This window comes from Streptomyces sp. NBC_00190 (assembly GCF_036203305.1).
In the GTDB taxonomy this organism is placed as follows: Bacteria; Actinomycetota; Actinomycetes; order Streptomycetales; family Streptomycetaceae; genus Streptomyces.
Genome location: NZ_CP108131.1, coordinates 8,157,689 through 8,181,937, shown reverse-complemented (window position 1 = coordinate 8,181,937; position 24,249 = coordinate 8,157,689). Strand labels below are relative to the sequence as shown.

Genomic DNA, 24,249 nt, shown 5'->3' with positions numbered 1-24,249 from the left:
ACGAAGCTGAGCGTCATGACGAACATCGACATGAAGCCCGAAACCGCAATCGACACCGACATCGACACCAACACGCAGACCTTTGAGGTGGTCTCCGGCACGGAGGCCGAGGCGCCGCACCACAAGGGCTCGAAGAAGAACAAGGGCCGGAAGAGCAAGGCCCGGCGCCGCGTCGCCAAAGCACTGGCGTACTTCTCCCTGGTCTTCAGCGGGCTCCTGGTCCTGGCCGAGCCGTGGCTGCTGATCCCGGTCATCGCCCTGGTCCTGGCGGTCTCCCTCTGGGACTGATGTCCGTGAGGCCGGAGCGGCCCGACCCGAACGCCGCTCCAGCACCTCAGCAGGTCCTGAAGGTCCTCCACGAGAGCGGGTCGTCAGCGGGCGCTTCCGATGTTGCGGTCGGCGTCGGTGCCGCTGAGCATGAGGGTGGTTTCCTCGATGCGGTCGAAGCGGCCGTCGGGGGCGAGGTCGGCGAAGACGTAGACCTCCATGGTGACGGTGGTGCCGTCCTTCTTGGTGATGTGGCAGGTGTGGCGATCGGCGTACTTGGTGCCGTCGTAGAGCTCGTCGTGGACCTCGACCGTGCCGCCGGCGACGATGGTGCGCAGGTGGCTGATGTGGTCGAGGAACTCGGCGCGGTCGGCCCACTCGCCGTCGGTGCGCTGGCGGTACGCGGGGGTGAAGTGGCGGTCGGCGGCCTCCTCCAGGGATATGTCGCGGTTGAAGAGCAGGTCGCCCAGGGCAGCTGCGATACCGGTGCGGTTCATCGGGGTTCCTTGAGGGTGTGAGGCGGTCCGTACGGACCGGGAGTGGCTGGTCGTGGTGTGCCGACGGTGGCCGGCCGTTCAGACTGCGGTGGTGAGGGTGGTGTCGAGCCAGTCGTAGATGCGGGCGAGGGCGAGGCGCATGGCGCCGGGGTGGCAGTGCGCGCCGGCGCCCTCTTCGGCTGTGAACACCATGAGGGTCTTGGGGCAGGTGAGGTGCTCGTAGAGCTGCTCGGGCTGGCCCTTGAAGAACTCGTCCTCGGCGGCGTCGCACACGAGGGTGGGGCACTGGATCCGTTCGGCGATGCCGCCGTCGAGGGTGTAGTCGAGGTAGGAGGCGCTGAAGCCCCGGGGGGTGTCCACGCCCATGACGTACATGCCGTGGTTGATGGCCCACCGGGCGGTGGCGTCCTTGGACATGATCTCTTCGAAGTTCGCGTCGAGTTCGGGGGCGGAGTCCGAGCGCAGGAGCCGTTCGGCCTGGCCCCGGTCGCCGGGGATGTTGCGGGTGGATATCTGGCCGAGGTCGTAGACGCCGTCGACGGCGATCAGGGCGGCGAGGCGGTGCTCGAAGGCGGCGGCTCTGGGGGCGAGTACGCCGCCCATGCTGCTCCCGAGGAGTGCGATGCGGCTGTTGTCGACCTCGGGCAGGGTTTCGGCGAAGTCGACGACGGGGGTGATGACGTTCTCCCAGTCGGGGCGGAAGACCAGGCCCTGGTGGTGGCGGGGGCCGGGCTGTCCGGGGCCGTCGAAGGTCAGGACGGTGTAGCCGCGTTCGACGGCGGCCAGTGCGCCGCTGAAGTGGAGTTCCTCGGCGGTGCCGTCGAAGCCGCCGTGCATGATCAGGGTCGGGCGGGGAGTGCCGGAGTCGTCGGCCCGGTAGAGGTAGCCGGGCAGGGTGGTGTCCTCGTAGGGGATGCGGACCGGCTCGATGACGGGGGTGAACAGTGCCGCCGCCGCTCGGAAGCAGGCCACGCTGCGGTCGTAGGCGTGGTCGTGGCGGGGGTCGCACGGGTGGCCGTGCAGGAAGAACTCGGCCGACCGGTAGTAGTTCGAGGCGCGCAGGAACCCGTCCCGGGCGCTGATCGTGTGGCCGACGGCCAGGGCCCTCTGGGCCTCGGCGGAGACGCGGTCTGCGGTGGCGAGCCACTCCTGGTGCCAGCTGTCGTAGTCGCCTTCCTTGATGCGCTCGCTGGTGGCCACGACCTCGCCGAAGTCCGCTCCGCCGTAGGCGATGTGGCTCATCGAGCGCAGGGTCTCGTACCAGAACTGGGGGTTGTCGGGGAACAGCAGCTGCTTCATCACACTCTCCTTAAGCACAGATCTGTGCCTATGGCAGGACTGTAGACCCTCCATGCGCTGCAAAGCAAATAAATGTGCTTACGATGTTGGCGTGACTTCGAAACAACCGACCCCGCGCATCCGCAAGAGCCCCGAACAGGTCCGCTCCGCCGTCCACCAGGCGGTCGTCGACCTGCTGTCCGACCCCGAGGGCAGCGACCTCACCATCCCCGCGATCGCCCAGCGTGCCGGGGTGAACCACACCAGCGTCTACCGGCGGTGGGGCAGCCGTGAGGCGCTCCTGGCCGACGTGGTCGTCACCCGGCTCGAACGGGACTGGCCGCTGGCGGACACCGGCACCCTGCGCGGCGACCTGACGGCGTGGGCCGAAGCGGGGGTCGCCTCCATCCGCAAGCCCGAAGGCCGGCTCCTCGTGCGAGCCGTTGCCCTGTCCATGCCGGGCAGCGCCAAGGCCCAGGGGGAACGCACGCAGCACTTCGAGCGCCGCATCCACTCCATCGAGCGCATCCGCGACCGGGCCGCAGCCCGCGGCGAGAACCCACCGCCCCTCGACCAGATCCTCGACCAGCTCATCGCTCCGCTCTACCTACGGGCGATCTTCGGCATCGACCCGCCGGCCTCCGGCTACCCCGAACTCCTCGTGGACCGCCTGCTCGGCGGCAGTGGACCGTCGCCGGGCGCCGGCGTTTCGTGATCATGTCACCGCTCTGCCACAGCGGTGTCCTGGAACGAAGACGTCGGCATCCCCTCGGCCCACCGCTCCCTCATAGTGATCAAGTAAGCACCAAGGAGCCGAAACCGCTTCGGCCACGACCACTGAACACCAAGGGGCTCTGTCATGTTAGGCAACCGTCGCAAGGCCTTTCTCGTCTCCGCAGCCCTCATCGGCGGTGCAGTGCTGCTGACGGCGTGCCAGGACTCGGACGCGGCCAAGGACACCGGCGCCGCGCAGAGCTCTCCCTCCGCCGCTCCGGCCGACAAGACGGGTACGGGTACTCCGTCCGGCTCGGCGACGGCGGGCGGCAACCAGGGCAACGGCAAGGGCGCCGAGGCGACGGGCAAGGGAACCGCGGACGGATCCGGTTCCGGCGCCGACACCGGCGACGGCGAGCGGAAGCCGGTGGGGCAAACCTGCGGCGCAGGCGACATCGCCTGGAGCACCAAGTCCGAGAGCCAGGCCGGCGGATACATCCTGATCACCGCGAAGGCGAAGCCCGGGATCACCTGCTATCTGCCCGCCGCGCTGCCGACCGTGGCGTTCGGCTCCGACGGCACCGAGGCGGGCCCCGCGGAGCAGTCCGTCGGCAAGCAGATCAAGCTGAGCGGGAGCACCGCCGCCTACGCCGGGGTGAACCCGAAGACCACCGGGGAGAACGGCGGCAAGGAACTGGACAGCATCATCGTCGCCGTCGGCAACAACGACCCCGACCCGGTTTCCCTGCCGGTCGGCACCATCACGGTCGACCGCCCGATCGTCACCAACTGGCACACCTCCCCGAAGGACGCCGTCCCCGTCAAGTGAACGGACCCGCAGTCCATGGTCCGCGCCCGGCGCACCCCCCGACAAAGCCGATGCTCCTTTGACGTTTCGGGACATTACGACTGAGGAGTGTCGGGCAGGAATCCTGCCGACCCGTGGTTCCGTGGGAATGGCCCGCGGAACCGGTCGGGCAAGGCAGGGAGAGTCCAGCATGCGAACGAACCGCACGTCCGCCATCGTCGCCGTCGCCGGCGCCGTCGCTCTGACGGCCGTCGCGAGCGCGGGCACCGCGCGGGCAGCGACACCAGGCGGCGGCGCCCCGTCGGCCTGTCGGCCGGCCAACCATCTCGCGAAGATCGCACAGGACCAGGCCAGTTCCGGGCACATCCACTTCCGCGTCACACTGACCGCGCCGAAGGGGTTCGCGGTGTGCAGGCTGGCCGGTTCCCCGACCGGCGTGGCCTTCGCGCACCACGGAGCGACGCTCGGTGTCACGGCCGGCCGGTACGGCGACCAGACCGCCGTCGTGACGTTCGGGCCGGGCCGACCCGTCCACTTCGACATCCAGGTCCCCAACCAGGGTCACGGCACTCCGGCGGACGAGGCGTCGTTCACCCTCCGTGCCCCGGGCGGCGAGATCCCGGGCACCTCCGTCGCCGCAGGCCGCTTCGAGGTGGCCTCCGGCACCGTCATCGGCCCGGTCCAACCGGGAGCCTGACACGGCCTCGTGTGTTGCTGTTGTTGCAGATCGGGATCAGGCCGCTACTGGCGCGAGGACGTGGCACCTGGCCAACGCTTCGCTCCCTGGGTGCTGCCCCCGGGCCCGTGAAAGTGCCCGGCTACGCCGCCGCGGTGCGCTTCTCGTCCGGCGAGGACAGGAAGGCAATTGCCTCGTGCGTGGTGTGGCTTGCACCGAGGGTCGGTGGGCCGGTCCGGACGACGTGACGGGCTTTGAGCGCATCGGATTCCGGCGTGTTCTCGGCAATGACCGTCACGCCCTCCTCGACGTTCTCTTCCCACAGCGACAGCGGGCCGAACACCGGATTGATCGGCAGTTCGTACCCGGGCGGAGCCTGAGTCTCCACCCAGTAGTACGTGCCGAGTTCCACGGTACGGGAGCACACACCGTTGGCCCCGGTGGTGCAGGGGCCGCCGATGTCGGTGTCCGGGTCGGCGCCGGTGGTCTGGAGACCCGGGATGCCGTTGGTCTCCTCCCACATCTGGAAGACGGCGCCGGCCAGCGGGTTGCCCGTGTTCTGGTCCTCCTTGATCACGGTGACCGCACCGGTGACGGGCAGGCCGGGACCGTCGCAGCCGGGCGAACCGTCGGGGCAGTGGTGCGGGGGGCGGCAAGGGCCGCTACGGAAGGCCAGATCGCTGTGGGGGGTCACCCAGCCGCCGTAACCCGGTGGGCACCCGGCGCCCGCGCCGCCGCCGCTGACCGGAGCCTTGTTCGGGAACGGCTCTGTCGCCGCAGCGTACGAAGGGGTCGCCGCCAGCAGCGCAGCCGTCGCCATCCCGAAGATCCAGGGGCGCCACGAAGCCCATGTCCAGCGCAGTTCACGAGGTGCCATGGCACGACATGATCGAGCCGGGTGGGTGGGGCGGGACGACGACACTCCCTTACCACGGCATTCCGTCCGTACGACCACTCGTACGGGTCCGGGGCGAACGCGATGGAATGCAACGGCCGGTACCGGGGAGACCGGTCCCGGCCATCGCCGTACACGCACCCGCCAGGCGCGGGGCGGCTTCAGTCGTCGCTTCCGACACCGCGATCGGGTGCGCTCATGTCCCCCGTCGCGGGCGTGCCGTCGGCGAGCCCGTAGCGCAGGTACACGGTGCCCTTCGGGCTGGCTGCCGGGGGTGCGAGGAGGGTGACGTTCGTAGGCACCGCGCCATCGTCGAACACCTTCTTCCCGACACCGAGCACGATCGGGTGCAGCCAGAGGTCGAGACGGTCGAAGAGCTTCTCGCGCAGGAGGGTCTGCACGAGGTTCAGGCTCCCGACGACCTTCACGTGCTCGTGGCGGTCACGGATCTCGCGCACCGCGTCGGCCAGGTCCGGGCCGAGCTGCGTGGACCCGGCCCACGAGAGGTCGGGCCTGCCGCGAGAGGCCACGTACTTCGGGACGCGGTTGAAGAGCGTGGCGATCTCGTTGTCCTCGCCGCCCTCCTGGTGAGGCCAGTAGGCGGCGAAGATGTCGTACGTCCGTCGGCCGAGCAGGAGGGCGTCCGTGCCTTCGTACGCGGCACCGACCTGTGCCCCGGCGACCTCGTCCAGCAGGGGGGCCTGCCAGCCGCCGAACGGGAACCCCACCGGGTCCTCGTCGGGGCCGCCGGGCGCCTGCCCGACGAGGTCGAGGGTCGCGAACAGCTCGATGTGGATGAGGCCCATGGCTTACTCCCGATGAGTCGGTTGTCTCCGTCAAGAGATAGACCTGCGGGTGCCCGCAGACTCATCGGCGCGCCGGAACCCGGCTTCACCACACAGCACGACAAGTCCCGTACTCATGGGACAGGCCTGGTGCTCGGTCACAGGGTCGCGCCGTTCACCGGAGCGCGGATTTCACAGGCTCGCAGCCCTCGGCGCCACTTGCCCACGTCCTGCCCTCCCCGGCCGGGCAGGCGGGGGCGTCGGGAGCCTAGACGCACTCCCATACGGCTGCCTGCGTGCCGGAGGAGGTGCTGGCACCGGGCATGTCCAGGCACATCCAGGTGGGGGCACCGCTCGGGGTGGTACCGCTGATCCAGTAGCCGGGGTTGCCGTCGATGCCGTCCGTGTCCCACCACTTCTGGTTCAGGCCGCCGCTGCAGTCCCACTGGATGATCTTGGCGCCCTTGCGCGCCGAACCCCCGGAGATGTCGAGGCACTTGCCGGAGTTGGCGTTGCGCAGCTGGATGAACGTACCGCCGTCGGTGACCTCCGACTTCCACAACTGCTCGCTCGCGGTGCCGCATTCGGCCTGAACCACCGGGGCCCCGTTGTCGTTCGAGGCGCCCTTCACCTTCAGACACATGCCGCTGTGGGCGTTGGCGATTTCGTAGCGGCTGCCCCGCTTGCGCAGCTGCCACAGCTCGTTGGGGGCCAGCAGGGCCCCCAGATCCGAGGCGGTCTGCGCAGTGGGAACGGTGGCGGGGCGGGCCTCGGCGGCGGTCGCGGGGAGGGTCGTCCCCGCGACCGCGATCAGGGCGACCAGGGCCGAACGGGCGGACGTGCGCATCGTGGAGATCATGCTCAGTGCCTTTCGTACGCGGCCCCGTTGAGGGTGCGACGGCGCCGGTCGGATGGAGGTGGCGCCGGTCCGTGGGGGCCGGACCGGCGCGGTGCCCACTCTGTCCGGCGGCGGTGTCCGCACACATCGTGGAAGACCACGAACACGACGCTCCCCTCGTTCTCGTGGTCAGCCCGGTGGCCCTCCCCCGGTGATGTCCGTTTCGGCCAGGCCGACCGCGAGCTGGGTGCGGCGGGTCACGTTCAATTTCCGGTAGCTGCTGGTGAGGTGAGACTCCACCGTGCGCCGGGTCAGGTGGAGCGCCTCGCCGATCTGTGCGTTCGTGTGGCCCAGGGCGGCGAGGTCGACGACCCGTCGTTCCGCTCCGGTCAGTGCGCTCGGGCCGGACCGGGCCCGCGTCGTGGTACGGGCGTTCGCGGAGCGCAGCGCTGCCCGAGCAGCCCGCAAGAGCCGGCCCGTCGGTGGTGCTGCCGGGTCGGGGCCGCCGTTGCCCGAGCCTTGCCCGAGGCGGTCGTCCGGGCCTTGCCCGACGTGGTCCTCCGGGCCGTCGTCGGCACCCGTCGGGGACAGCAGGCGGACCGCCTCGGCCTCGGCGGCGCGCAGATCGTCGCGGCCCCTGCGGCCGAGACCCGCCTCGATGCGTGCTCGGCCGAGGTCGATCAGGGTCTCGATGCGTTCCACCGGGGCGGGTGCTTCATCCAGTAGGGCGGCCGCCTCGACGAGCGAGTCCAGGCCCCGTCGGCCGCCGACGGCCGCGGCGTGGGCCCGGAGTGCCCTGCCGACCGTACGAGGGGTTCCCCAGCGGCGCGCGTGGTGCAGTTCCTCTTCCGCCAGCTCTCGGGCCCGGGCCGCCCGGCCGAGGCGGGCCAGAACGAGGGCCGCGCCGGAGCGCCACGGTGTGGCCACGGGGCTGACGAAGTCGCGAGCGCTCTGGCCGGTACCGCAGGCGAGGTAGTCGTCGAGGGCGGCCTGCCAGCGTCCTTCGTAGCCGTGGAGCAGGGCGCGTGCGTAGCGCAGTTCGTTCCACTCCCAGGAACTGTCCGCGGTGGTCGCGTCGGGTGCGGAGAGGAGCTGCCAGGCCTGGTCGCGCTGCCCGAGTTCGTACCGGGCGAGCGCCACCATCGAGACCAGGTGGGGCGCGCGGATGCCGCGTCCGGTGCAGGTGTGCGCCAGGAGTGTGTTCTCCGCGATGACACGCCGGAAGCCGCCGGCCCAGAGCGTGGCTTCCGCCCGGGCGCTCAGCAGGCATTGCAGGCCCGCGTCGGTCAGGTCCGGCGATGCGGGCGGCATGGGCAGTCCCTGCTCGGCAAGGGTCCGGGCGTCCTGCAGCTGGTCCGCCCACTGCAGCAGGGTGGCAGCGCTGCCCATCCAGGCGGTGCGCAGCAGCGGGTGGACCGGTGCCGCGGCGAGCCGGGGCCGGATCCGGGCGAGGACCTCGGCTGCGGAGAGGAGCCCGGCACCGGTCTCGTACTCGGTGATCAGACCGCAGACCAGCGGTTCGACGGTGGCCGGGGCGGCGGGTCCGAGGGCGCGCAGGCCTGCCACGGCATTGCGCCAGGCGACCGCGTCGTGCGAGGAGATGAGGGCGGCGACGGTCCGCAGGATGTGCACGAGCTCGCCGTCGTCCGTGCCGCTGCTCGCCCGGTGCAGGACGCTCAGCGCGCTGTCCGTACGGCCGCTGGCGGCGAGGGCCGCGCCGAGGGCGGGTGCGGCGGCGGCGCGCTCGTGGCCGTCGGGGTGCAGGTCGAGGCCCGCGCGGAGCCTGCGGATGCCGGCCTCCGCGCTGTGCGGGAACTCGAGTGATCCCAAGCGCAGGGTGAGGTCGGCGTGCCGGTGCCGGGCCAGTGGCGGCTGCGCGCGCAGGGCGTGGCGCAGCAGACCCGCGGCTTCTCCGATACGCCCGGCCCGCACGGCCTCGTCGGCCGCATCCTCGAGGCAGCGGGCCATCCATGCCTCGCACGGGCGGTCCAGGTGCAGCAGCCGGGCGGCGACGGTCGCGGCGGGAGCGCCGCGGTCGTGGAGCAGCCGGGCGGCGTGGGTGTGCAGGACGGCCAGTTCGGCGGGGTCGGCTGCCTCCAGTACGGCTTCCAGGGCGAGCGGATGGGAGAGCAGCCGGGCCAGCCGCGGAGCGCTCGGCGCGGCCGCGTGACGGGCGGGGCACAACGCCAGTGCCTCCTGGAGCAGGGCGGACCCTGTGGCGGGAGAACACTGGGCGGTGGCGGCGAGGGCAAGGCCCGTGTGACGGGTTTCGTCGTCGGCACGGTGTCGGATCCAGCGCGCGAGCGCGTCGCGGTAGCGGGTGAGCGGGGCGCCGTCCGGGTGGTGCGGGGGCCGGCCGGCTCCGGGATCGGTGGGGTCGGACGGAGAAGCGAGGGCAGTGGGGCCGGTGGAGTCGGCGAGGTCAGCGAGGTCGGCGAGGTCGGCGAGGAGCGCCTGTACGAGGGCCGGGTTGCCTCCGGTCGCGTCCCGGCACATCGCATGCCGCTCGGGGGCCAGCCCGCGATCGCGCGCGAGCTGTGTGACGGCGTCCGGCCCGAGCGGGGGAAGCGGGTGGCACGCGCCCGTGGTCCGGGGCAGCCAAGTGACGTCGGCGTGCTCACGGCATTCGGTGGCCAGCAGGAGGACCGGAAGCCGGGCGATCCGGCGCGCCAGGTACCCGGTCCAGCGGCGTGACACCGGGTCCGCGCAGTGCAGGTCGTCGACGGCCAGCAGCACGGGACGGGCCTCGGCGGTCCGGGAAAGCAGGTCCAGCAGCTGGTGGAAGACCTGTTGCTCCTGCTCGGCGGCGAGGTCGCTGAAGGGTATGCCGTCGGCGGTCGGGAAGACCTGGCGTACGAGGGCGAAGGGGAAGGCCGTCTCCTCGGGTGCGCAGCGCGCCGACAGCACCCGTATGCCGTCGTCGGCGCTTGCCCGGCGGACGACGGCGTCGAGCGTGGCGGTGCGGCCCCGGCCGGGCGGCGCGGCCAGCATCAGCCAGCTGCCCCTCCCGGTGCGTGCCTGGGCCAGGGCGGCAGCCGTGGCCTGGAGTACGTCGTCGCGTTCGACCAGTACGTGTGTCATTTCCGCCCTCCCACACTGCTGCCGACGGCTGCGTGCCGCCCGTGGCGGCCCGGGTGGGCGCCCGTAAGGAATCATGAAGGGACGGAGCGCGGGAAGTGGGATGATCTTCGGTCAGATTTCCCTGAAAGGGCATCAGTCGGGCCATACCAGCCAAAGCAGCAGCAGATTGACCGAATCCGAATCCGAATCCGGGAAAGCCGAGCCGAACTCCTGTCCGGGCCGGTGGCTGGGGCTCTCGATCGACTGCAGCGCGCTGCCGATGGGGGTATCAGGAGCACTGGCGCTGCTCCTGACACGGGCTGATGTCGGGGCGCGAGTCTCTGACCGTTCCCGTGTCCTCCACCTCCACAGACTTCGGATCGAGCGGTGAGCCTGGGTGCGCTGTACCGGGGCTAACGGCGGCCTGGTTGCCGCTGTCGGATGGGCCGAGGCTGGGGTCATCACCCACCCCGTACCGGCCCACCGCGCTGGCATGAAGGACAGGACCTCCCCTTGCTTCCCACCGACACCACCAGCCCTGCCGTACTCGAACGGCTTCAGCGCCGGTCCGCCGACCCGAAGCGGCGCATCCTGTTCACCGGCGCGACCATCGTCACCATGGACCCCGGCCTCGGTGTCCTTCACGGCGCCGATCTGCTCGTCGAGGGCGAGATCATCGCCGCGATCGGTTCTGACCTGAACCGGGACGGCGCTGTGGTCGTCGAGGCCTCCGGCACCGTCCTCACGCCGGGCTTCGTCGACACGCACCGGCACGCCTGGGAGACCCAGCTCCGCCGGATCATGCCGGACGTCGATGACCTCGGCGCTTATGTGATGTCCACCCTCGCCGGCTACGCCACCGTCTACCGGCCCGAAGACATGTACGTCGGCACCAAGCTGGCCGCCCTGACGGCGATCGACAGCGGCATCACGTGCATGCTCGATTTCTCCCACAACTCCCGTACTCCCGAGCATTCCGACGCCGCCGTCCTGGGCCTCATCGACGCCGGCGTTCGCGGCGTGCACGCCTCCATGGGCCCGCACTTCGGTGACTGGGACAAGCAGTGGCCCGGCGACCTGGCCCGCCTCAAGGAGAAGTACTTCGCCAGCGACGACCAGCTGCTGAGCCTGCGCCTGGCCGCACTGGCCACCGACGAGATCGCCGGACCCACCCTCGCCTACGGCACCGAACTCGCCCGCACAGCCAAGGACCTGGGCATCGGTGTGAGCGTCGACGCCGTCTTCGGCACCTCCTCCTCCCAGGCCATAGGGGGGTGGGAGAAGGACGGCCTTCTCGGCGCGGACCTCACCCTCATCCACGCCACCGGTCTGACCGAGGCGGCGTGGAAGGCGATCGCGGAGAGCGGCACGACCATCGCCCTGGCCCCGACCTCGGACGCCCAGATCGGGCTGGAGACCGCGATCCCCGCGATCGACGAGGCCCTGGCGGTCGGGGTCCGGCCCGGTCTGAGCATCGACGTCGAGGTGGCGCTGGTCAGCGACATGTTCACGCAGATGCGGGCCCTGCACGCCATCCAGCGGATGCGGGCGGTCAACGCCGTCTACCGCACCGACCAGCAGCCGGTTCGCATCACCACCCACGACGTACTGGACTTCGCCACCCTCCAGGGCGCCCGCACCAACGGGCTGGCAGGCGTCACCGGCTCGCTCACCCCGGGCAAGAAGGCCGACCTGCTGGTGATCCAGGCCGAGGACCTCAACAACATGCCGCTCAACGACCCGATCGGCACCGTCGTGTTGGGCTCGGACGCCCGCAACATCAGCGCTGTCCTCATCAACGGCGAGCCCCGCAAGTGGAACGGCCAGGTCCTCGATGTGGACCTGGCCGCCCTGCGCGAGCAGGTCCACGCCTCCCGCGAGTACGTGCTCAACACTCCCGCGGCCTGACCCCCGCCGGCCCCTTCTTGGCCTCGACGGCGCGCTCCTCCTGCGGCACGGCTCATCTTGCCGTCGGCCCGCAGGGGGCGCTGCCCTTCACCCATCTCGCCGTGATCACCGGCAATCCGCTGCTGGGCTACTTGGCAGGAAGCCGACGTGGCCATCGCCTCGAACGGATCGTTCGGCGGCTGGACCAAGACGTTCTCCAAGCGCGAACGACGCCCGTTCCTGCCACTTCGTGCCGTCGTACACCATGAGTTCAACCGACGAGACGTGAGACGTAAGCGGGAGCCTGACGGCGAGCTCGGCCTCGATCTCCTCCAAGACGGCGTCTTCCTGACCTTGAGCGATGGTCAGGTGCGGCACGATCTCGGCGAATCGGCCGCCATACGGCGGAGCCTCAGGCCAACGATCAGCGATCGCCTCGGTGAGCTGCCGCAACTGCGTGTCAGGCCCGGGGACGAGATGGAGCACTTCCGGAAACCGTCCGCATCTCTCGAACCGCAGGTCAAAGGCCGGATGGCTGCCCAGCACGTCCGCGAGAGCGGAGTAGACGAGCGCGTCTATTCGGCTCTCGTCGAGGAACGGGAAGAGCACGGTGACGTGGGCTGGGACCCCGGCCCGGGCTGAGGGGTCGAGCCGTTCACGCCACCCGCGGACGGCCGGCTCCGCCTCCGGGATCCGGACGATCAGTCCCGTCTGGCCCGCCTGAAACGCATGGGTGCTGTCATCTGTCATGACACCGCATGGTGTCAGCCCTGCCGCAGACAGCACGGCTCCCTTTCCGCGGAACGATCACGTCGATCTGCGCAGCAGGTCGACGAGCGGGATGGGCGAGAGGGTGACGCTGCCGCTGTTTCCCATGAATGTCCAGAGTGGGGCCAGCTGGTAGCCCTGTACGCGGCCACCGTGACCTTGACGCCCGGATTCGTCGCCGTCTACACGGCCACTGCCCCGCACACGCGCGACACGGCCGTCGTCCTCTACGCGTGCAGGCCCGCAACTGGTCGGCGCCCTCACCGGCCAGCGCTTCGGCAGCACCATCCTGCGCGGCGCCGCCGGGCTTGCCCTACTGCTCCGCGGCGGACTCCTGGTGGTGTGTGGCGTGGAGGCTGCCGAGCAGGGACAGCGCCTGATCGCTGGGGCTTCCCGGTTCGGCGTGGTAGATCACCAACTGCTGGCCCGTCGCTCCGCGGACGTCAAAGGTCTGGAAGGTGAGCGCGAGAGGCCCGACGTCGGGGTGGAGGAGTTCCTTGCCGTCACGGGTCTTCCCGTACACGGTGTGCGAGGACCACAGGGCTGCGAACTCCTCGCTCGCCCCGGTCAGGGAGTCGACGAGGTCGTGCAGCCGCCGATAGTGCGGGTCGAGGCCCGTGGCGTGACGCAGTCCGGCGACCACTGCCTCGGCCGCCCGCCCCCACTGCGTGAAGAAGCTCCGGGCGGCCGGGTCGAGGAAGGTCATGCGGGCCAGGTTGCCCACGTTCTCGAACGGCGCGAACAGTGCGTCGGCCAGAGCGTTCGAGGCCAGGAAGTCGGTGGCCGGGTTCAGGACGAACGCCGCGGCGTTCGGGTATCCGTCCAGCAGCTGCCGCAGCGCAGGATTGACCGTCTCCCTAGGCTGCGGCCGCTCACCGTCAGGGGCGGTGCCTGCCAGCCGGAACATGTGCTCCCGCGCTTCGTCATCCATCCGCAGCGCGCTGCTGATGGCCTCGAGGATCTGCGGGGAAGGACTGCGCTCGCGGCCCTGTTCCAGGCGGGCGTAGTAGTCGCTGTTCATGCCGGCCAGGACGGCGACCTCCTCGCGTCGCAGCCCCGCCACCCGGCGGGCGCCGTATGAGGCGAGCCCGACGTCGTCGGGTCTCAGGCGTGCGCGGTGGGCGCGTAGGAAATCTCCGAGATCGTTGCTGGTCACCCCTTCAGACTATGGCGCTCCACACCCGCGTACCTGGGTGCCCCATACCCAGGCACGACCCGTCCTGGCTCCCTTCCCCCGGGGCCGCCCAGGCTGGTGATCAGTACCCGCGAACGAGGAGGAACACATGGTGAGGAACCAATCGAGCCCGCCGGAGGAAACCGCCGGGCGAAGGGCTGGTGACGCGAACGTGGTCGGGATGTGGGTGACCGGAGACGGTCAGATCCGGCAGGAGCTCCGTGCCGACGGCCGCTACGACGAGGCACGCGGCAACCGCAGCAGTGCCTACACCGGCCGCTACACGGTCACCGGCAGCCACATCGACTACGTCGACGACACCGGCTTCACCGCAACCGGCGACATCCGCGACGGTGTGCTCTTCCACGAGCACCTCGTCCTCTACAAGGAGGAGCAGGCGTGACTCACAGGCCAAGACCTTACGGACGCGGACGGATGTCGGACACCATGACGGCTTGCTCCGTGCGGCAGTTGACAGGCCCAACGCAGCACGTCAGAGTCCCTGCGTGAGCGAGACCAACGATCTGACACCGGCCGAGTTACGTATATGGCGGGCCTTTCCGCGAGGCGAGTCCGTGGACTTCGGTGCCGCCGAGAACGAGAATCCGGCGCGCGGCAACACCTGGGGCGCCGAGCGGACCGTACGGGCGCGTGTACTGCGGGCGCTACTGCTCAAGGCTCCACAGGAGGAGGGGGAGATCGCCGCGCTCGAGATCACGGGGGCGCGGATCACCGGCGTACTGGACCTGAAGCACGCCACCGTCGACGCCGCCATCCGGCTGAGCCACTGCCGGTTCGACGGCGTCCCGGACCTGTACGGTGCCCAGCTGCGCCAGCTCGATCTGAGCTGGTCCGTACTGCCGGGCCTGACCTCGGAGACCTTGCGCGTCGAGGGGGTGCTGCGGATGACGGACTGCCGTACGCGGGGGCCGGTACGGCTCGGCGGGGCACAGATCTCCGGGGCGCTGTTCATGGAGCGGGCGGAGTTCACGGCGCCGGACGACTCCGAGCCGGTACTGCAGCTCAACCAGGCGGTGATCGGGGGCGACCTGTGGGCGCCGGAGATGCGCGCGCACGGGCAGGTACGGCTCACCGGCGCCTCCGTCGCCGGGCGGATCAACGTCCAGGAGGCCGAGTTCCACCAGCCCGATGGCACCGCGCTGGACGCGCAGAACCTCAACGTGGGCGCCCACGTACGGGCGCGGCGCATACGTGCACGGGGCCGGATCGAGCTCCGAGGCTCGCGCATATCGGGCCGTCTCGACCTGCTCCACGCCCACTTGTCGCATCCGGGAGACACGGCACTGCGGGCGAGTAGTTGTGTACTCGGTGAACTATGGCTGCGCGGTGGCGATCGTATCGAGGGAGCCCTGAATCTCCGGCGCTCTCAGATAGAGATCCTGGCCCTTGAACCGGAGATGCTGCCGGACCAGGTGTATCTCACCAATCTCACGTACACCGTACTCACCCCGCACGAGCCGGCCGAGCGCCGCCTGCCGATGCTGGAGCGGGACGGCGACCGGTACGAACCACACGGATACGAGCAGTTGATGGCGGCCTACCGCCACGTCGGCGACGACGACGCGGCCCGGCTCGTCCAACTCGCCAAGCAGCGCCGCCGACGCACCACGCTCACCTGGTACGGACGGCTGTGGGGGTACGTCCAGGACGCCACCGTCGGCTACGGCTTCCGCCCGGTGCGCGCCGCTGCCTGGCTGCTGTCCCTGATGGCCATCGGATCGATCGCGTACGGCCTGCACCACCCACGCCCCGTCAAGGCGGACGAGGCCCCTGGCTTCAACCCCGTCTTCTACACCCTCGACCTGCTCCTCCCGGTCATCAACTTCGGCCAGGAGTCGGCGTTCGCCCCTGACGGCTGGCACCAGTGGCTGTCGTACGTCTTGATCATCACCGGCTGGATCCTGGCGACGACGATCGTCGCGGGGGTGACCCGTACGGTCAGCCGCCAATGACCCCCTCCAGCACTCGCGCACGACTCAGCACGGGCGGCAAGGTCGGCCGTGGGGCTCAGCCGAGGGCGCGGTCGAGGTTGAAGGCGGCGCTGATCAGTGAGAGGTGGGTGAACGCCTGCGGGAAGTTGCCGAGTTGTTCTCCGGTCCGGCCGATCTCCTCGGCGTAGAGGCCGAGGTGGTTGCCATAGGTGAGCATCTTCTCGAAGGCCAGCCGGGCCTCCTCCAGCCGTCCGGCGCGGGCGAGCGCCTCGACGTACCAGAAGGAGCAGATCGAGAACGTGCCCTCGGAACCCCGCACGCCGTCCGGGCTGGCCTCCGGGTCGTAGCGGTAGACCAGCGAGTCGGAGACCAGATCCGTGGTGAGCGCGTCCAAGGTCGACAGCCACTTTGGGTCGGTGGGCGAGATGAACTTGGCCATCGGCATCATCAGCACGGACGCGTCGAGTACGTCGTCGCCCAACCCTTGGGCGAACGCCCCGCGCTCGGCCGACCAGCCCTCCCGCATGATCTGCCGGTAGATCGCGTCCCGGCTCTGCTGCCAGCGGGGAAGATCGGCCGGCAGGCCGCGCCGGTTGGCCATCCGGATGGCCCGTTCGATCGCCACCCAGCACATCAGCCGCGAGTAGACGAAGTTCTTCCGGCCGCCCCGCGTCTCCCAGACTCCCTCGTCGGGCTGGTCCCAGTGGTCGCAGAGCCACTCCACCACGGCGCCGACCTCGTCCCAGTGATCGCTGCTGATGGGCTGCCCCCACTTGTCGTACAGGTAGATGGAATCGATCAGCGCTCCGTAGATGTCCAGTTGGAGCTGCTTGGTGGCGGCGTTCCCCACCCGCACCGGGGCGGATCCAAGGTGCCCCTCCAGGTGGGACAGCTCGGATTCGGGCAGGTCAGTGCGCCCGTCGATGCCGTACATGATCTGCAGCGGACCGGTGGGGCCGACGCCGCGCAGGATGCCCCTGTCGGACAGGAAGCCCATGAACGCCTCGGCCTCGGAGGTGAAGCCCAGACGGAGCATGGCGTAGATGCAGAAGGCGGCGTCGCGGACCCACACGTAGCGGTAGTCCCAGTTGCGCTCACCACCGATCCGTTCGGGCAGGCTGGTCGTGGGCGCGGCCACGATCGCACCGGTCGGTACGTAGGTGAGCAGCTTCAGCACCAGCGCGGAGCGGTGCACCATCTCCCGCCACCGGCCGCGGTAGCGCGAGCGGCCCAGCCAGTGGCGCCAGAACCGGACCGTCGCCTCGAACTGCACCTCCGCCTCGGCGTGCGGACAGGCCCGCGGGCGGATGTCGTCGCCGATCTGGTCGAGGGCGAACACCACGGACTCGCCTTCGAGGAGCTTGAAGTGCGACCACACGTCGGTGCCGTCGGTTTCGAGCGGCGCGGTGGAGGACAGCGCCAGTGAGATCGACGGGGACTCGAAGACGGCCTCGTGGGCCTGCACGCGTACGGTGTGCGCTTCGGCGCCGTAGCCGAAGCGGGGAGCTATCCGCGCTCCGAACGGGAGGGTTCCCCGCACGCATATCACCCGCCGGATCAGCCGGTGCCGGGCCGCCTCGCGCGACTCGTCGACGACCGGCATGAAGTCCTGGATCTCCGCCACCCCGTCGGCGGCGTAGAACCGCGTGATCAGCACGTTGGTGTCGGGGAAGTAGAACTGCCGCGTACGCGTCGGCACCTCGGCGGCCAGCTCCCACGATCCGCCCCGGTCGGCGTCGAGGATGGACGCGAACACGCTCGGTGCGTCGAAGCGCGGGCAGCAGTACCAGTCGATCGTGCCATTGGTCCCGACGAGCGCGGCGGTGCGAAGATCACCGATCAGGCCGTGCTCGGAGATCGGCAGATAGCGTGAGCCGTCCACTCCCCCGGGTCCGATCCCGAATTCCATGCCGGCCTCCCTACCGTTTCGCCGTGGGCAGGTGCGGAGATCAAGAAGACCTTGTCTTTCATGGTAGATCGCCCCCGGATGTCGGCGCAGCGAGCCGGGGTCGGCCCGGACCGACAGCTGTCTGCACTCGACCTCGTACTCCGCGTGACCACCGGTTCGCTCGCCGGCGCCCCTGCGCCGCCCGGTTCGACCGCCTCCGGGTCCCGAACGACCGGCCTCGCCCTGGGAGCCACGGCGGATGCGGCGAGGGCCGCCACGTGGCCGGCCGACTGGTCCAGGTCTTCCCGTCCCAGGCGGGCTCCGGCCCCGTTGCGTCGCGGAGGCGCGGGGGGCGGGGGGCGGCCGCACCGAAATTGCACGGCCGCTGTCGGTGCCGGATGGCAGGATCGGCGGCGTGTCGGGTATCGACCACAACGGGGGGACGGACATGGACAGCGAGAACCGGTACGAGTGGCCGCGCGGGGCGACACAGTCGGACATGATCCGGCTGGAGGCGTGGCTCGCCGAGCACGGCTGGGAGGTCGACCCCACCGTCTACATGGCCGGCGCGGGTGGCGCCGCCGTCCAGGTACGGCGGATCGACGCGGCTTGGGCCGACGGGGAGGCAGGGCTGCTGGTCCTGCCCGCGGAGACCGTGCTGTGGGACGGCCTGCGGATGCGAATCGCACCCCGGGCCGCCGCAGCCGCGCGGTGCCCGGCCTCGTAGGCGGCGCACGAAGGGTACCGGCCGCCGGGGCCGGCGGGTATCACCTGACCGGTTTCGTGTGGCCGGAGCTGCCGGATGTTCTGGCGCTGGCCGTTGTCGTGGCGCCCCGGGGCGGAGCCGGCACGCTTGCAGGCTGGCCTACGATCGGCGTTCCTGTCCCGAGGAAGAACAGGCCGGCGATGCTGCCGTCCTTGTGGAAGGTCAGACGGAACTCCCCGGGCTGGCGTTCCATGCGCAACGGCACGTTGACCACGGTGAACTCGCCGAATGCGAGGTCCTTGGGATCCCCGTGTGACTTGTAACGTCCGAACCCGTCCTGGTAGGTCTCCCAGGCCGACGCGAGGGCGTCTGGGGGCAGCAGTTTACGCACCGTCGTATCAAAGTGGGCCGTGGCCGCGGTGAAGTTGCCGTTCACGATGTCGTCGAGCGTCTGAGTGGAGATCCGGTCGTACTTGGTCTGAGCCGGGGATGCTGCCGCGGCCGGGCCCGCAACCGTCGTGGTGGCGTGGGCCCGCATCGCGGCCAGCGCGAAATCGTTGGCCGGCAACAGCGCGCAAGCGGTGAGCGCGACAGTGGCTGCCGCCTGCACCAGTTGCCGCTTGCCGCTGAGCGCTGTGCCTTCATCGGGCATCAGGACCACGGCTTTCTCGGCTTGACAGGTCCGGACACGTCCATCTTGCTCTGCTCGCTCTCCCCTCGCCTGCCGAGGAGCGGGACCTCCAGCCATCCGCTTCGACCGTGTCCTACGAGCGGACCTGTCCACGCCGCCATGATCCGACCATCCGACGAACCCCGTGTGCCGCCGGCCGTGGAGGCGCGGCCCGGGCCGGTGTGAACGTGCCGGTGCCGTCGGCATGTGAAGACGCCTGGACCAGGCGGGTGCCGCGTACGGTCGAGCGGTGGGCCGTGGCCTGCTGTCACGGCTGTCGTGCCTCACCCGGTTGGAGACCGGTCTTGTCCGTTGATGTCGCCGGAACAGGAGCACGCCGATGCGCCTTTACGCCCAGACCCGAGCACGTCGTTGCCGACAGGTGCTCGCCGACTTGATCGCCGTGGTCCTGGTGATTGCCTCGGTGAGGTTCGCGCTGGCCGTCCACGATGGGATCATGCTGCTGGCCGAGCCGGGGCGGAAGGTGGAGGACGCGGGCGGCAGTCTTGCCTCCGGCCTCGGCGATGCGGGGGATGCCGCCTCGAACGTGCCGCTGGTCGGGGGCATCCTGAAGAAGCCGCTGCAATCCGCCGCCGAGGCCAGCAACGGGCTCTCCGATGCCGGGCAGTCGATGCAGGACGTGGTGGGCCGTGTGGCCAACCTCACCGCATTCGCTCTGATCGTCACCTCGGTGGCGTTCGTGCTGGCACTCTGGCTTCCCCCGCGCGTGCGCTGGATCCGGCGCAGTGCTCTGGTCCGAGGCCTTCTCGACACTCCCGGCAGTGCTGATCTCCTCGCCCTGCGTGCCCTGACCGGGCCGGTACGAGACCTCGCCGCGGTCCCCGTTCCGCCAGGTGGGCTCGCCGATGCCTGGCGCCGAGCAGACGAACAGGTCATCGGTGACCTGTCCCGGGTGGCGCTCAGGCAAGCCGGTCTGCGCCCCTGATGACCGCCTTTGATGCCCGCGTCGGCTTCCGGAGCAGGCGGCGGGTCGTGATCGTCGTGGACAGCGGGCCGGGCGTTCTTCGTATCCGGCCAGTGCAAAGTGCGGAACAACGTCGAACGCTGCATCAACCGCCTCAAGCCCGACCAGTGGCGCGGCCTGGCCACACGAACCGAGGAACTCTCCCCTCGCCTGCCAGGCCGCACCCCAGCTCGTCGCGGCCCTCATCTGGTCCCGCAACTGGTCAAACGGAGAGGTCTAGCGGTAGAAGATTCGACCGCCGACACCGGAGGAAACCGACCAGACCTCGCTTATGAAGCCGTTGGAGACCCTGAGGGTGTCGGTCCCGCTCCTGGCGACGGTCTGGCCCTCCTCGGTCGTGTAGCTCGCGAGATAGGGGCGGGCCACCAATCCGGCCGGTACGCCGCCGACCAGTGCCAGGTCCACTACCGCCACGCCCTCGGCCGCGAAGCGGAGCTCGCGGCGGCTCTGGCGCCAGGCCGCGATGATGTCGGCGAGCTGCGCCGGAGTGCGGGCATCGTCAAATGCCTCCGTACCCGCCTGTGCATAGCGCAGGGTGAACTCCGGAGCCATGATCTCTTCGGCGAGGTGCACATCGCCGTTCCACATCGCCGTCCATTGGTCGTAGATACGGACGCCGAGCTTCCGCACGTCATTGTCGCTCATCAGGGGCTCCCTCTCCCTTTTGGATCACGGAGTGCGTGACCCTAACAAGGGGGACTGACAACCTGGCCGCCGTCCGGCCCGGCAGCCTCAACCTGAGCTGCTCGTCCGGGGGCTGCTGCGGCAACGGCTCAGGCCGGGGCCGACTGGCTGTTCGTCAGATCCCCACGTTCCCGCCCGGGGCCCGGGGCCCGGATGGCGAGTCGGCGCGGCGGCTGGCAGCCTGGAGGAGAAGCCGTAGCGGCGGGCCATGCCACGTGCCGCGACGTGAGCGACGTGGCGCCTCCACTGCTGGAAACCACTGTTCGTATTCACGGGAGGTGGACCTCCTTGAGCAGGCACGCTTCGCTCACCAAAACCGCACGGAGCCTCGCTGTCGCCGGAGTCCTGTCGGCCGCACTGATCCCGGTCTCGGCAGCACCGGCGACGGCCGTCGCGTGCGACATGGCGGCCGCTGCCCGAGCCCCGAGCAGCAGCAACGACAGTGCCGTCCGAAATGCGTTGATCTGCCTCATCAATGCCCAGCGCACGCAGAGGGGGCTGCCGGCCCTCACCACGAACCAGGCCCTGACGACTGCGGCGCAGCAGCACTCCGCCGCCGCCGTGCAGCTGAAGTGGTGGGGCCCGGGCAAGGATTCGCACCGCAACCCGCAGACCGGTTCGACACCGCTGAGCCGGATCAAGGCCGCGGGCTACTGCCCGAACCCAAGGTCATGGGCCGTCGCCGAGATCACGTACACCGGCTGGGGCGGCTCGGGGACCCCGAACGCCGCGGTCAACTGGTGGATGAACGTCAGCACGTGGGGCCACCGCCAGATCATCCTCGACCCGTCGATGCGAGAGATCGGTGCCTGGGCACAGCCGGGCGCGGCGGACCCGGCCGGGGCCGGCGCGAGCCAGGCCGGAACCTACGTAGTGACCTTCGGGCGCTGCCAGCAGTGAACACCACGGCCCTTCCGCCGCCCGTCGTGGCGGTACGGGCCCCGCCCCCACTCGGGCGGATTGCCTTCTGTTCGCTGTCGGCTCGTGGACGAACCGACGTCTCGGCCAAGTCCTTCTCCTAGGCGATCTCGATGCTGAGTTGCGAACCCAGTTCCTCGAACCCCAGTGATGCCGCGACACGCCGGGAGGCCGCCACGCGGGCACGCCACTGCGGCAGCCGTTCTGCCGCGAGCGCGTGTGCCACCGCCGCCGAGCCCGTCAACCGGGCCAGTCCTTGCCCCCGCGACTCCGGCGCGGTCAGCACACTGATGTGGGCGGTCCAGCCCGGCCAAGCCCGGTATCCGGCAACGGCAACTACCTGACCGCGCTCGCGGACCACGAAGTCGGGAGAGGTGATCTCGTCCAGAGCGGCCTCGCCCGCGTCTTCATGGCTCGCCAGCTTCTCCAGCTCGCGAAGGTCCGGATGACCACTCGGTAGTTGTTCCACCGCCGGCGCACCAGGCCCTGCAGGGCGGAAGCCCGCTGGGGACACGTACGACAGTGCCGCCGGACCGAGCACCCGAGCCACCGGCAGGACCTCGCGGAGCGCGTCGGGATCCGCGACCGCCTCCACCGGCAGCATCGCCAGCGCGTCCCGAATGATCGCAGCCGTACTCGCGCTCGGCGCGGTCACGATCGCCGACCCTCCCAGAGTCACCACGCCGACCCAGCCGGCCGGGCTCAACCCTGATTCCGGCGAGACGACGACGCTCACCCCACCTACCGGGGCGAAGGACACCGGCACCCGGGCCAGCCCTTCCCACAGCCCCCGGGTTCTGACCAGCAACGGATCTCTCGACATGGTCGTAACCCTGCCGGTCCGAGCACGCTACCGACATGCGGAACGGGCCGACGAGTTCACCATCGGGGACCACCAAACCGCCGAGAGCACAGATCCTGACCATCGAAACCTCAGATGTGGCCGGGCATTCGGTCAAACCATGGGATCAGAACGCGTTGCTACGCGGATCAGGTCGGCGACGGCGCGAAGTCGGCTCTGCGAAGGCCAGGCGAGCACCGTTGTCACGGGCGGAGCGTCCAGGACCGGCGCGGCGGCGAGATCGCGGCGCAGGTCGGTGCCGGCGGACTCGGGGATGATCACGGTGGTACGGCCGAGCGCGATCAGCTGGAAGAGCTGCGTCAGGTTCCGTACCTCTGGCCCTGGTCCCTTCGGGTAGCTGCCGTCAGGACCGGGCCAGCGAGCCATCGGGAGTTCCGCCAATGCGGTGACCTCGGCCACCCGGAGCTGAGAGCGGGCGGCAAGTGGGTGAGAGGCGGGCAGGATCGCCACCTGGCCCTCGGTGTACAGGGTTTCGGTGTCGAGCCCGACCGTCGAATCGAACGGCAAGTGCAGCAGGGCCACGTCGGCTTGCCCGTCCTGCAGCAATTTCTGCTGCTGATGCGCCTCACAGAGCAACAGATCGACGGTGGCCGCGCCGGGCTCCGCACGGTAGGCATCGAGCAGTGCGGCCAACAACTCCCCTGCCGTGCCGGATTTGACGGCGAGGGCGAGGCGGGGGCTCCTTTGCGCAGCCTGCTGGGTACGCCGCTCAGCTGCGGCTACCGCGCCGACGATCGCGCGCCCCTCGGACAGCAGCACGGCTCCGGCCTCGGTGAGCGTGACCTTGCGGCTGGTGCGCTCCAGCAGCGTGACCCCGAGCTGTCGTTCGAGTCGGGCGATCGCGCGGGACAGCGGCGGCTGGGCCATCTCCAGGCGCTGGGCGGCCCTGCCGAAGTGCAGCTCCTCGGCGATGGCGACGAAGTAGCGCAGCTCGCGTATTTCCATGCGTGCACAGTAACTTCGGCGGACGGTCGATCGATGTCGCTCAGGCATTGCTGCATGACCGAGATGGTGTTGGTGCCTGGTCGAAGCACAGCCATGCTCGCTGTCATGAGTGAGAAGAAGATCGCGCTGGTCACCGGCGCGAACAAGGGAATCGGCTACGAGATCGCTGCCGGGCTCGGCGCATTGGGCTGGAGCGTCGGTGTCGGCGCCCGAGACGAGCAGCGCAGGAAGAACGCCGTGGCGAAACTGCGCGCGGCAGGTGCCGACGCGTTCGGCGTGCCCTTGGACGTGACCGATGACGAGAGCGTCACGGCGGCGGCGCAGCTGATCGAGGAGCGGGCGGGACGCCTCGACGTACTGGTTAACAACGCAGGCACTGCGGGTGATTGGCCCGAAGAGCCTACGACCCTCGACCTCGCGACCGTGCGGCGGCTGGTGGAGACCAACGTCATCGGCGTCATCCGGGTCACCAACGCGATGCTGCCGCTGCTGCGCCGCTCGGCGCACCCGCGGATCGTCAACCAGTCCAGCCATGTCGGCTCTCTGGCCCTGCAGACCACGCCCGGTGTCGACCTGGGAGGGATCAGCGGGGCGTACGCGCCGACGAAGACCTACCTCAACGCCGTGACCATCCAGTACGCCAAGGAGCTGAGCGGCACCAACATCTTGATCAACAACGCCTGCCCCGGCTACGTGGCCACCGACCTCAATGGATTCAGCGGTACCCGGACCCCTGAGCAGGGCGCGGTGATCGCCATCCGGTTGGCTGCTCTGCCGGACGACGGCCCTACCGGCCAGATGTTCGACGACAACGGGGTCGTGCCATGGTGATCTTCTGATCCGTTCCTGCCATCAGCGCCTGGCCCGGCCGCGGGACCGCTGCCCGTACCGCCCGGCCCCGCGACAGCATTCCGCGCCGTCTTCACTGGCACCCCATACGGACCGCCCGGGTGATGCCACTGCAGAGGCCCGGGCCTATCGTCCTCTTATGG

Annotated in this window: 24 protein-coding genes; 11 read left to right on the top strand and 13 right to left on the bottom strand. The window is 70.0% G+C overall.

Annotated features, from left to right (window positions below):
- Positions 1-15: 15 nt before the first annotated feature.
- Positions 16-288, top strand: coding sequence for a hypothetical protein (locus OG429_RS37975; protein ID WP_328929807.1), 273 nt, complete (start codon positions 16-18; stop codon positions 286-288).
- 83 nt (positions 289-371) lie between these two features.
- Here OG429_RS37975 and OG429_RS37970 read toward each other — a convergent pair whose 3' ends face one another.
- Both OG429_RS37970 and OG429_RS37965 read right to left on the bottom strand, forming a co-directional pair.
- On the bottom strand, positions 372-764 hold the full coding sequence (locus OG429_RS37970) for a nuclear transport factor 2 family protein (RefSeq protein WP_328929806.1): 393 nt from the start codon (positions 762-764) through the stop codon (positions 372-374).
- Between the two features lie 78 nt (positions 765-842).
- Entirely contained in the window at positions 843-2,063 is a 1,221-nt protein-coding gene (locus OG429_RS37965; RefSeq protein ID WP_328929805.1) for an alpha/beta hydrolase family protein, read from the bottom strand.
- A 91-nt stretch (positions 2,064-2,154) separates the two neighbouring features.
- Between OG429_RS37965 and OG429_RS37960 the strand changes: the two genes are divergently transcribed.
- The 3 genes from OG429_RS37960 (at position 2,155) to OG429_RS37950 (ending at position 4,261) form a co-directional block, all read left to right on the top strand.
- Positions 2,155-2,757, top strand: coding sequence for a TetR/AcrR family transcriptional regulator (locus OG429_RS37960; RefSeq protein WP_328929804.1), 603 nt, complete (start codon positions 2,155-2,157; stop codon positions 2,755-2,757).
- A gap of 144 nt (positions 2,758-2,901) precedes the next feature.
- Positions 2,902-3,585 carry a hypothetical protein gene (locus tag OG429_RS37955; protein ID WP_328929803.1) on the top strand — a complete coding sequence of 228 codons (684 nt, stop codon included), beginning with the start codon at positions 2,902-2,904 and terminating at the stop codon, positions 3,583-3,585.
- 169 nt (positions 3,586-3,754) lie between these two features.
- Complete coding sequence (locus OG429_RS37950) at positions 3,755-4,261, top strand: DUF4232 domain-containing protein (protein ID WP_328929802.1); 507 nt, start codon at positions 3,755-3,757, stop codon at positions 4,259-4,261.
- A 121-nt stretch (positions 4,262-4,382) separates the two neighbouring features.
- On the opposite strand, the gene OG429_RS37945 is transcribed toward OG429_RS37950, so the two are convergent.
- The 4 genes from OG429_RS37945 to OG429_RS37930 all read right to left on the bottom strand — a co-directional run bounded on the left by OG429_RS37945 (position 4,383) and on the right by OG429_RS37930 (position 9,839).
- Complete coding sequence (locus tag OG429_RS37945; protein WP_328929801.1) at positions 4,383-5,117, bottom strand: prealbumin-like fold domain-containing protein; 735 nt, start codon at positions 5,115-5,117, stop codon at positions 4,383-4,385.
- A gap of 179 nt (positions 5,118-5,296) precedes the next feature.
- Positions 5,297-5,941 carry a dihydrofolate reductase family protein gene (locus OG429_RS37940; RefSeq protein WP_328929800.1) on the bottom strand — a complete coding sequence of 215 codons (645 nt, stop codon included), beginning with the start codon at positions 5,939-5,941 and terminating at the stop codon, positions 5,297-5,299.
- A 247-nt stretch (positions 5,942-6,188) separates the two neighbouring features.
- Complete coding sequence (locus tag OG429_RS37935; protein WP_328929799.1) at positions 6,189-6,779, bottom strand: RICIN domain-containing protein; 591 nt, start codon at positions 6,777-6,779, stop codon at positions 6,189-6,191.
- Positions 6,780-6,947: 168 nt separating this feature from the next.
- A complete protein-coding gene (locus OG429_RS37930; RefSeq protein ID WP_328929798.1) occupies positions 6,948-9,839 on the bottom strand; it encodes a helix-turn-helix transcriptional regulator in 2,892 nt (963 codons plus the stop codon).
- Positions 9,840-10,331: 492 nt separating this feature from the next.
- Here OG429_RS37930 and OG429_RS37925 point away from each other — a divergent pair, with 492 nt between their 5' ends.
- On the top strand, positions 10,332-11,726 hold the full coding sequence (locus OG429_RS37925) for an amidohydrolase family protein (RefSeq protein ID WP_328929797.1): 1,395 nt from the start codon (positions 10,332-10,334) through the stop codon (positions 11,724-11,726).
- Between the two features lie 105 nt (positions 11,727-11,831).
- Here OG429_RS37925 and OG429_RS37920 read toward each other — a convergent pair whose 3' ends face one another.
- Positions 11,832-12,455 (bottom strand): 2'-5' RNA ligase family protein, encoded by a 624-nt coding sequence (locus tag OG429_RS37920; RefSeq protein WP_328929796.1) that lies wholly within the window; start codon positions 12,453-12,455, stop codon positions 11,832-11,834.
- A gap of 331 nt (positions 12,456-12,786) precedes the next feature.
- Positions 12,787-13,629 (bottom strand): helix-turn-helix transcriptional regulator, encoded by an 843-nt coding sequence (locus tag OG429_RS37915; protein WP_328929795.1) that lies wholly within the window; start codon positions 13,627-13,629, stop codon positions 12,787-12,789.
- A 127-nt stretch (positions 13,630-13,756) separates the two neighbouring features.
- On the opposite strand from OG429_RS37915, the gene OG429_RS37910 reads away from it, so the two are divergent.
- Positions 13,757-14,050: an Atu4866 domain-containing protein gene (locus OG429_RS37910; protein WP_328929794.1), complete on the top strand. Its 294-nt coding sequence runs from the start codon at positions 13,757-13,759 to the stop codon at positions 14,048-14,050.
- Positions 14,051-14,153: 103 nt separating this feature from the next.
- The gene (locus tag OG429_RS37905; RefSeq protein WP_328929793.1) at positions 14,154-15,620 is read left to right on the top strand and encodes a membrane-associated oxidoreductase; all 1,467 of its coding nucleotides are present in this window, start codon (positions 14,154-14,156) and stop codon (positions 15,618-15,620) included.
- 55 nt (positions 15,621-15,675) lie between these two features.
- Here the strand turns inward: OG429_RS37905 and OG429_RS37900 are convergent, their stop codons facing one another.
- Positions 15,676-17,508, bottom strand: coding sequence for a glycoside hydrolase family 15 protein (locus OG429_RS37900; protein WP_328929792.1), 1,833 nt, complete (start codon positions 17,506-17,508; stop codon positions 15,676-15,678).
- Positions 17,509-17,902: 394 nt separating this feature from the next.
- On the opposite strand from OG429_RS37900, the gene OG429_RS37895 reads away from it, so the two are divergent.
- Positions 17,903-18,214 (top strand): hypothetical protein, encoded by a 312-nt coding sequence (locus tag OG429_RS37895; RefSeq protein ID WP_328929791.1) that lies wholly within the window; start codon positions 17,903-17,905, stop codon positions 18,212-18,214.
- Between the two features lie 40 nt (positions 18,215-18,254).
- Here the strand turns inward: OG429_RS37895 and OG429_RS41630 are convergent, their stop codons facing one another.
- Entirely contained in the window at positions 18,255-18,845 is a 591-nt protein-coding gene (locus OG429_RS41630) for a DUF3887 domain-containing protein (protein ID WP_405676617.1), read from the bottom strand.
- A gap of 358 nt (positions 18,846-19,203) precedes the next feature.
- Here OG429_RS41630 and OG429_RS37880 point away from each other — a divergent pair, with 358 nt between their 5' ends.
- Complete coding sequence (locus OG429_RS37880) at positions 19,204-19,809, top strand: hypothetical protein (RefSeq protein WP_328929790.1); 606 nt, start codon at positions 19,204-19,206, stop codon at positions 19,807-19,809.
- Between the two features lie 255 nt (positions 19,810-20,064).
- Here the strand turns inward: OG429_RS37880 and OG429_RS37875 are convergent, their stop codons facing one another.
- Positions 20,065-20,493 carry a hypothetical protein gene (locus OG429_RS37875; protein ID WP_328929789.1) on the bottom strand — a complete coding sequence of 143 codons (429 nt, stop codon included), beginning with the start codon at positions 20,491-20,493 and terminating at the stop codon, positions 20,065-20,067.
- Positions 20,494-20,820: 327 nt separating this feature from the next.
- Between OG429_RS37875 and OG429_RS37870 the strand changes: the two genes are divergently transcribed.
- Complete coding sequence (locus OG429_RS37870) at positions 20,821-21,432, top strand: CAP domain-containing protein (protein ID WP_328929788.1); 612 nt, start codon at positions 20,821-20,823, stop codon at positions 21,430-21,432.
- A gap of 118 nt (positions 21,433-21,550) precedes the next feature.
- Here the strand turns inward: OG429_RS37870 and OG429_RS37865 are convergent, their stop codons facing one another.
- Entirely contained in the window at positions 21,551-22,186 is a 636-nt protein-coding gene (locus tag OG429_RS37865) for a GNAT family N-acetyltransferase (protein ID WP_328929787.1), read from the bottom strand.
- A gap of 219 nt (positions 22,187-22,405) precedes the next feature.
- The gene (locus tag OG429_RS37860; protein WP_328929786.1) at positions 22,406-23,257 is read right to left on the bottom strand and encodes a LysR family transcriptional regulator; all 852 of its coding nucleotides are present in this window, start codon (positions 23,255-23,257) and stop codon (positions 22,406-22,408) included.
- A gap of 93 nt (positions 23,258-23,350) precedes the next feature.
- Here OG429_RS37860 and OG429_RS37855 point away from each other — a divergent pair, with 93 nt between their 5' ends.
- Positions 23,351-24,088 carry an SDR family oxidoreductase gene (locus tag OG429_RS37855; RefSeq protein ID WP_328930545.1) on the top strand — a complete coding sequence of 246 codons (738 nt, stop codon included), beginning with the start codon at positions 23,351-23,353 and terminating at the stop codon, positions 24,086-24,088.
- The last annotated feature ends 161 nt before the right edge of the window (positions 24,089-24,249 follow it).

Excerpts from the sequence above, each read along its gene's own strand:
- OG429_RS37975 (WP_328929807.1), top strand. The coding sequence starts at position 16 with ATGACGAACATCGACATGAAGCCCGAAACCGCAATCGACACCGACATC.
- OG429_RS37970 (WP_328929806.1), bottom strand. The coding sequence starts at position 764 with ATGAACCGCACCGGTATCGCAGCTGCCCTGGGCGACCTGCTCTTCAAC.
- OG429_RS37965 (WP_328929805.1), bottom strand. The coding sequence starts at position 2,063 with ATGAAGCAGCTGCTGTTCCCCGACAACCCCCAGTTCTGGTACGAGACC.
- OG429_RS37955 (WP_328929803.1), top strand. The coding sequence starts at position 2,902 with ATGTTAGGCAACCGTCGCAAGGCCTTTCTCGTCTCCGCAGCCCTCATC.
- OG429_RS37950 (WP_328929802.1), top strand. The coding sequence starts at position 3,755 with ATGCGAACGAACCGCACGTCCGCCATCGTCGCCGTCGCCGGCGCCGTC.
- OG429_RS37945 (WP_328929801.1), bottom strand. The coding sequence starts at position 5,117 with ATGGCACCTCGTGAACTGCGCTGGACATGGGCTTCGTGGCGCCCCTGG.
- OG429_RS37940 (WP_328929800.1), bottom strand. The coding sequence starts at position 5,941 with ATGGGCCTCATCCACATCGAGCTGTTCGCGACCCTCGACCTCGTCGGG.
- OG429_RS37935 (WP_328929799.1), bottom strand. The coding sequence starts at position 6,779 with ATGATCTCCACGATGCGCACGTCCGCCCGTTCGGCCCTGGTCGCCCTG.
- OG429_RS37930 (WP_328929798.1), bottom strand. The coding sequence starts at position 9,839 with ATGACACACGTACTGGTCGAACGCGACGACGTACTCCAGGCCACGGCT.
- OG429_RS37920 (WP_328929796.1), bottom strand. The coding sequence starts at position 12,455 with ATGACAGATGACAGCACCCATGCGTTTCAGGCGGGCCAGACGGGACTG.
- OG429_RS37910 (WP_328929794.1), top strand. The coding sequence starts at position 13,757 with ATGGTGAGGAACCAATCGAGCCCGCCGGAGGAAACCGCCGGGCGAAGG.
- OG429_RS37900 (WP_328929792.1), bottom strand. The coding sequence starts at position 17,508 with ATGGAATTCGGGATCGGACCCGGGGGAGTGGACGGCTCACGCTATCTG.
- OG429_RS41630 (WP_405676617.1), bottom strand. The coding sequence starts at position 18,845 with ATGCCCGATGAAGGCACAGCGCTCAGCGGCAAGCGGCAACTGGTGCAG.
- OG429_RS37880 (WP_328929790.1), top strand. The coding sequence starts at position 19,204 with ATGCGCCTTTACGCCCAGACCCGAGCACGTCGTTGCCGACAGGTGCTC.
- OG429_RS37875 (WP_328929789.1), bottom strand. The coding sequence starts at position 20,493 with ATGAGCGACAATGACGTGCGGAAGCTCGGCGTCCGTATCTACGACCAA.
- OG429_RS37860 (WP_328929786.1), bottom strand. The coding sequence starts at position 23,257 with ATGGAAATACGCGAGCTGCGCTACTTCGTCGCCATCGCCGAGGAGCTG.
- OG429_RS37855 (WP_328930545.1), top strand. The coding sequence starts at position 23,351 with ATGCTCGCTGTCATGAGTGAGAAGAAGATCGCGCTGGTCACCGGCGCG.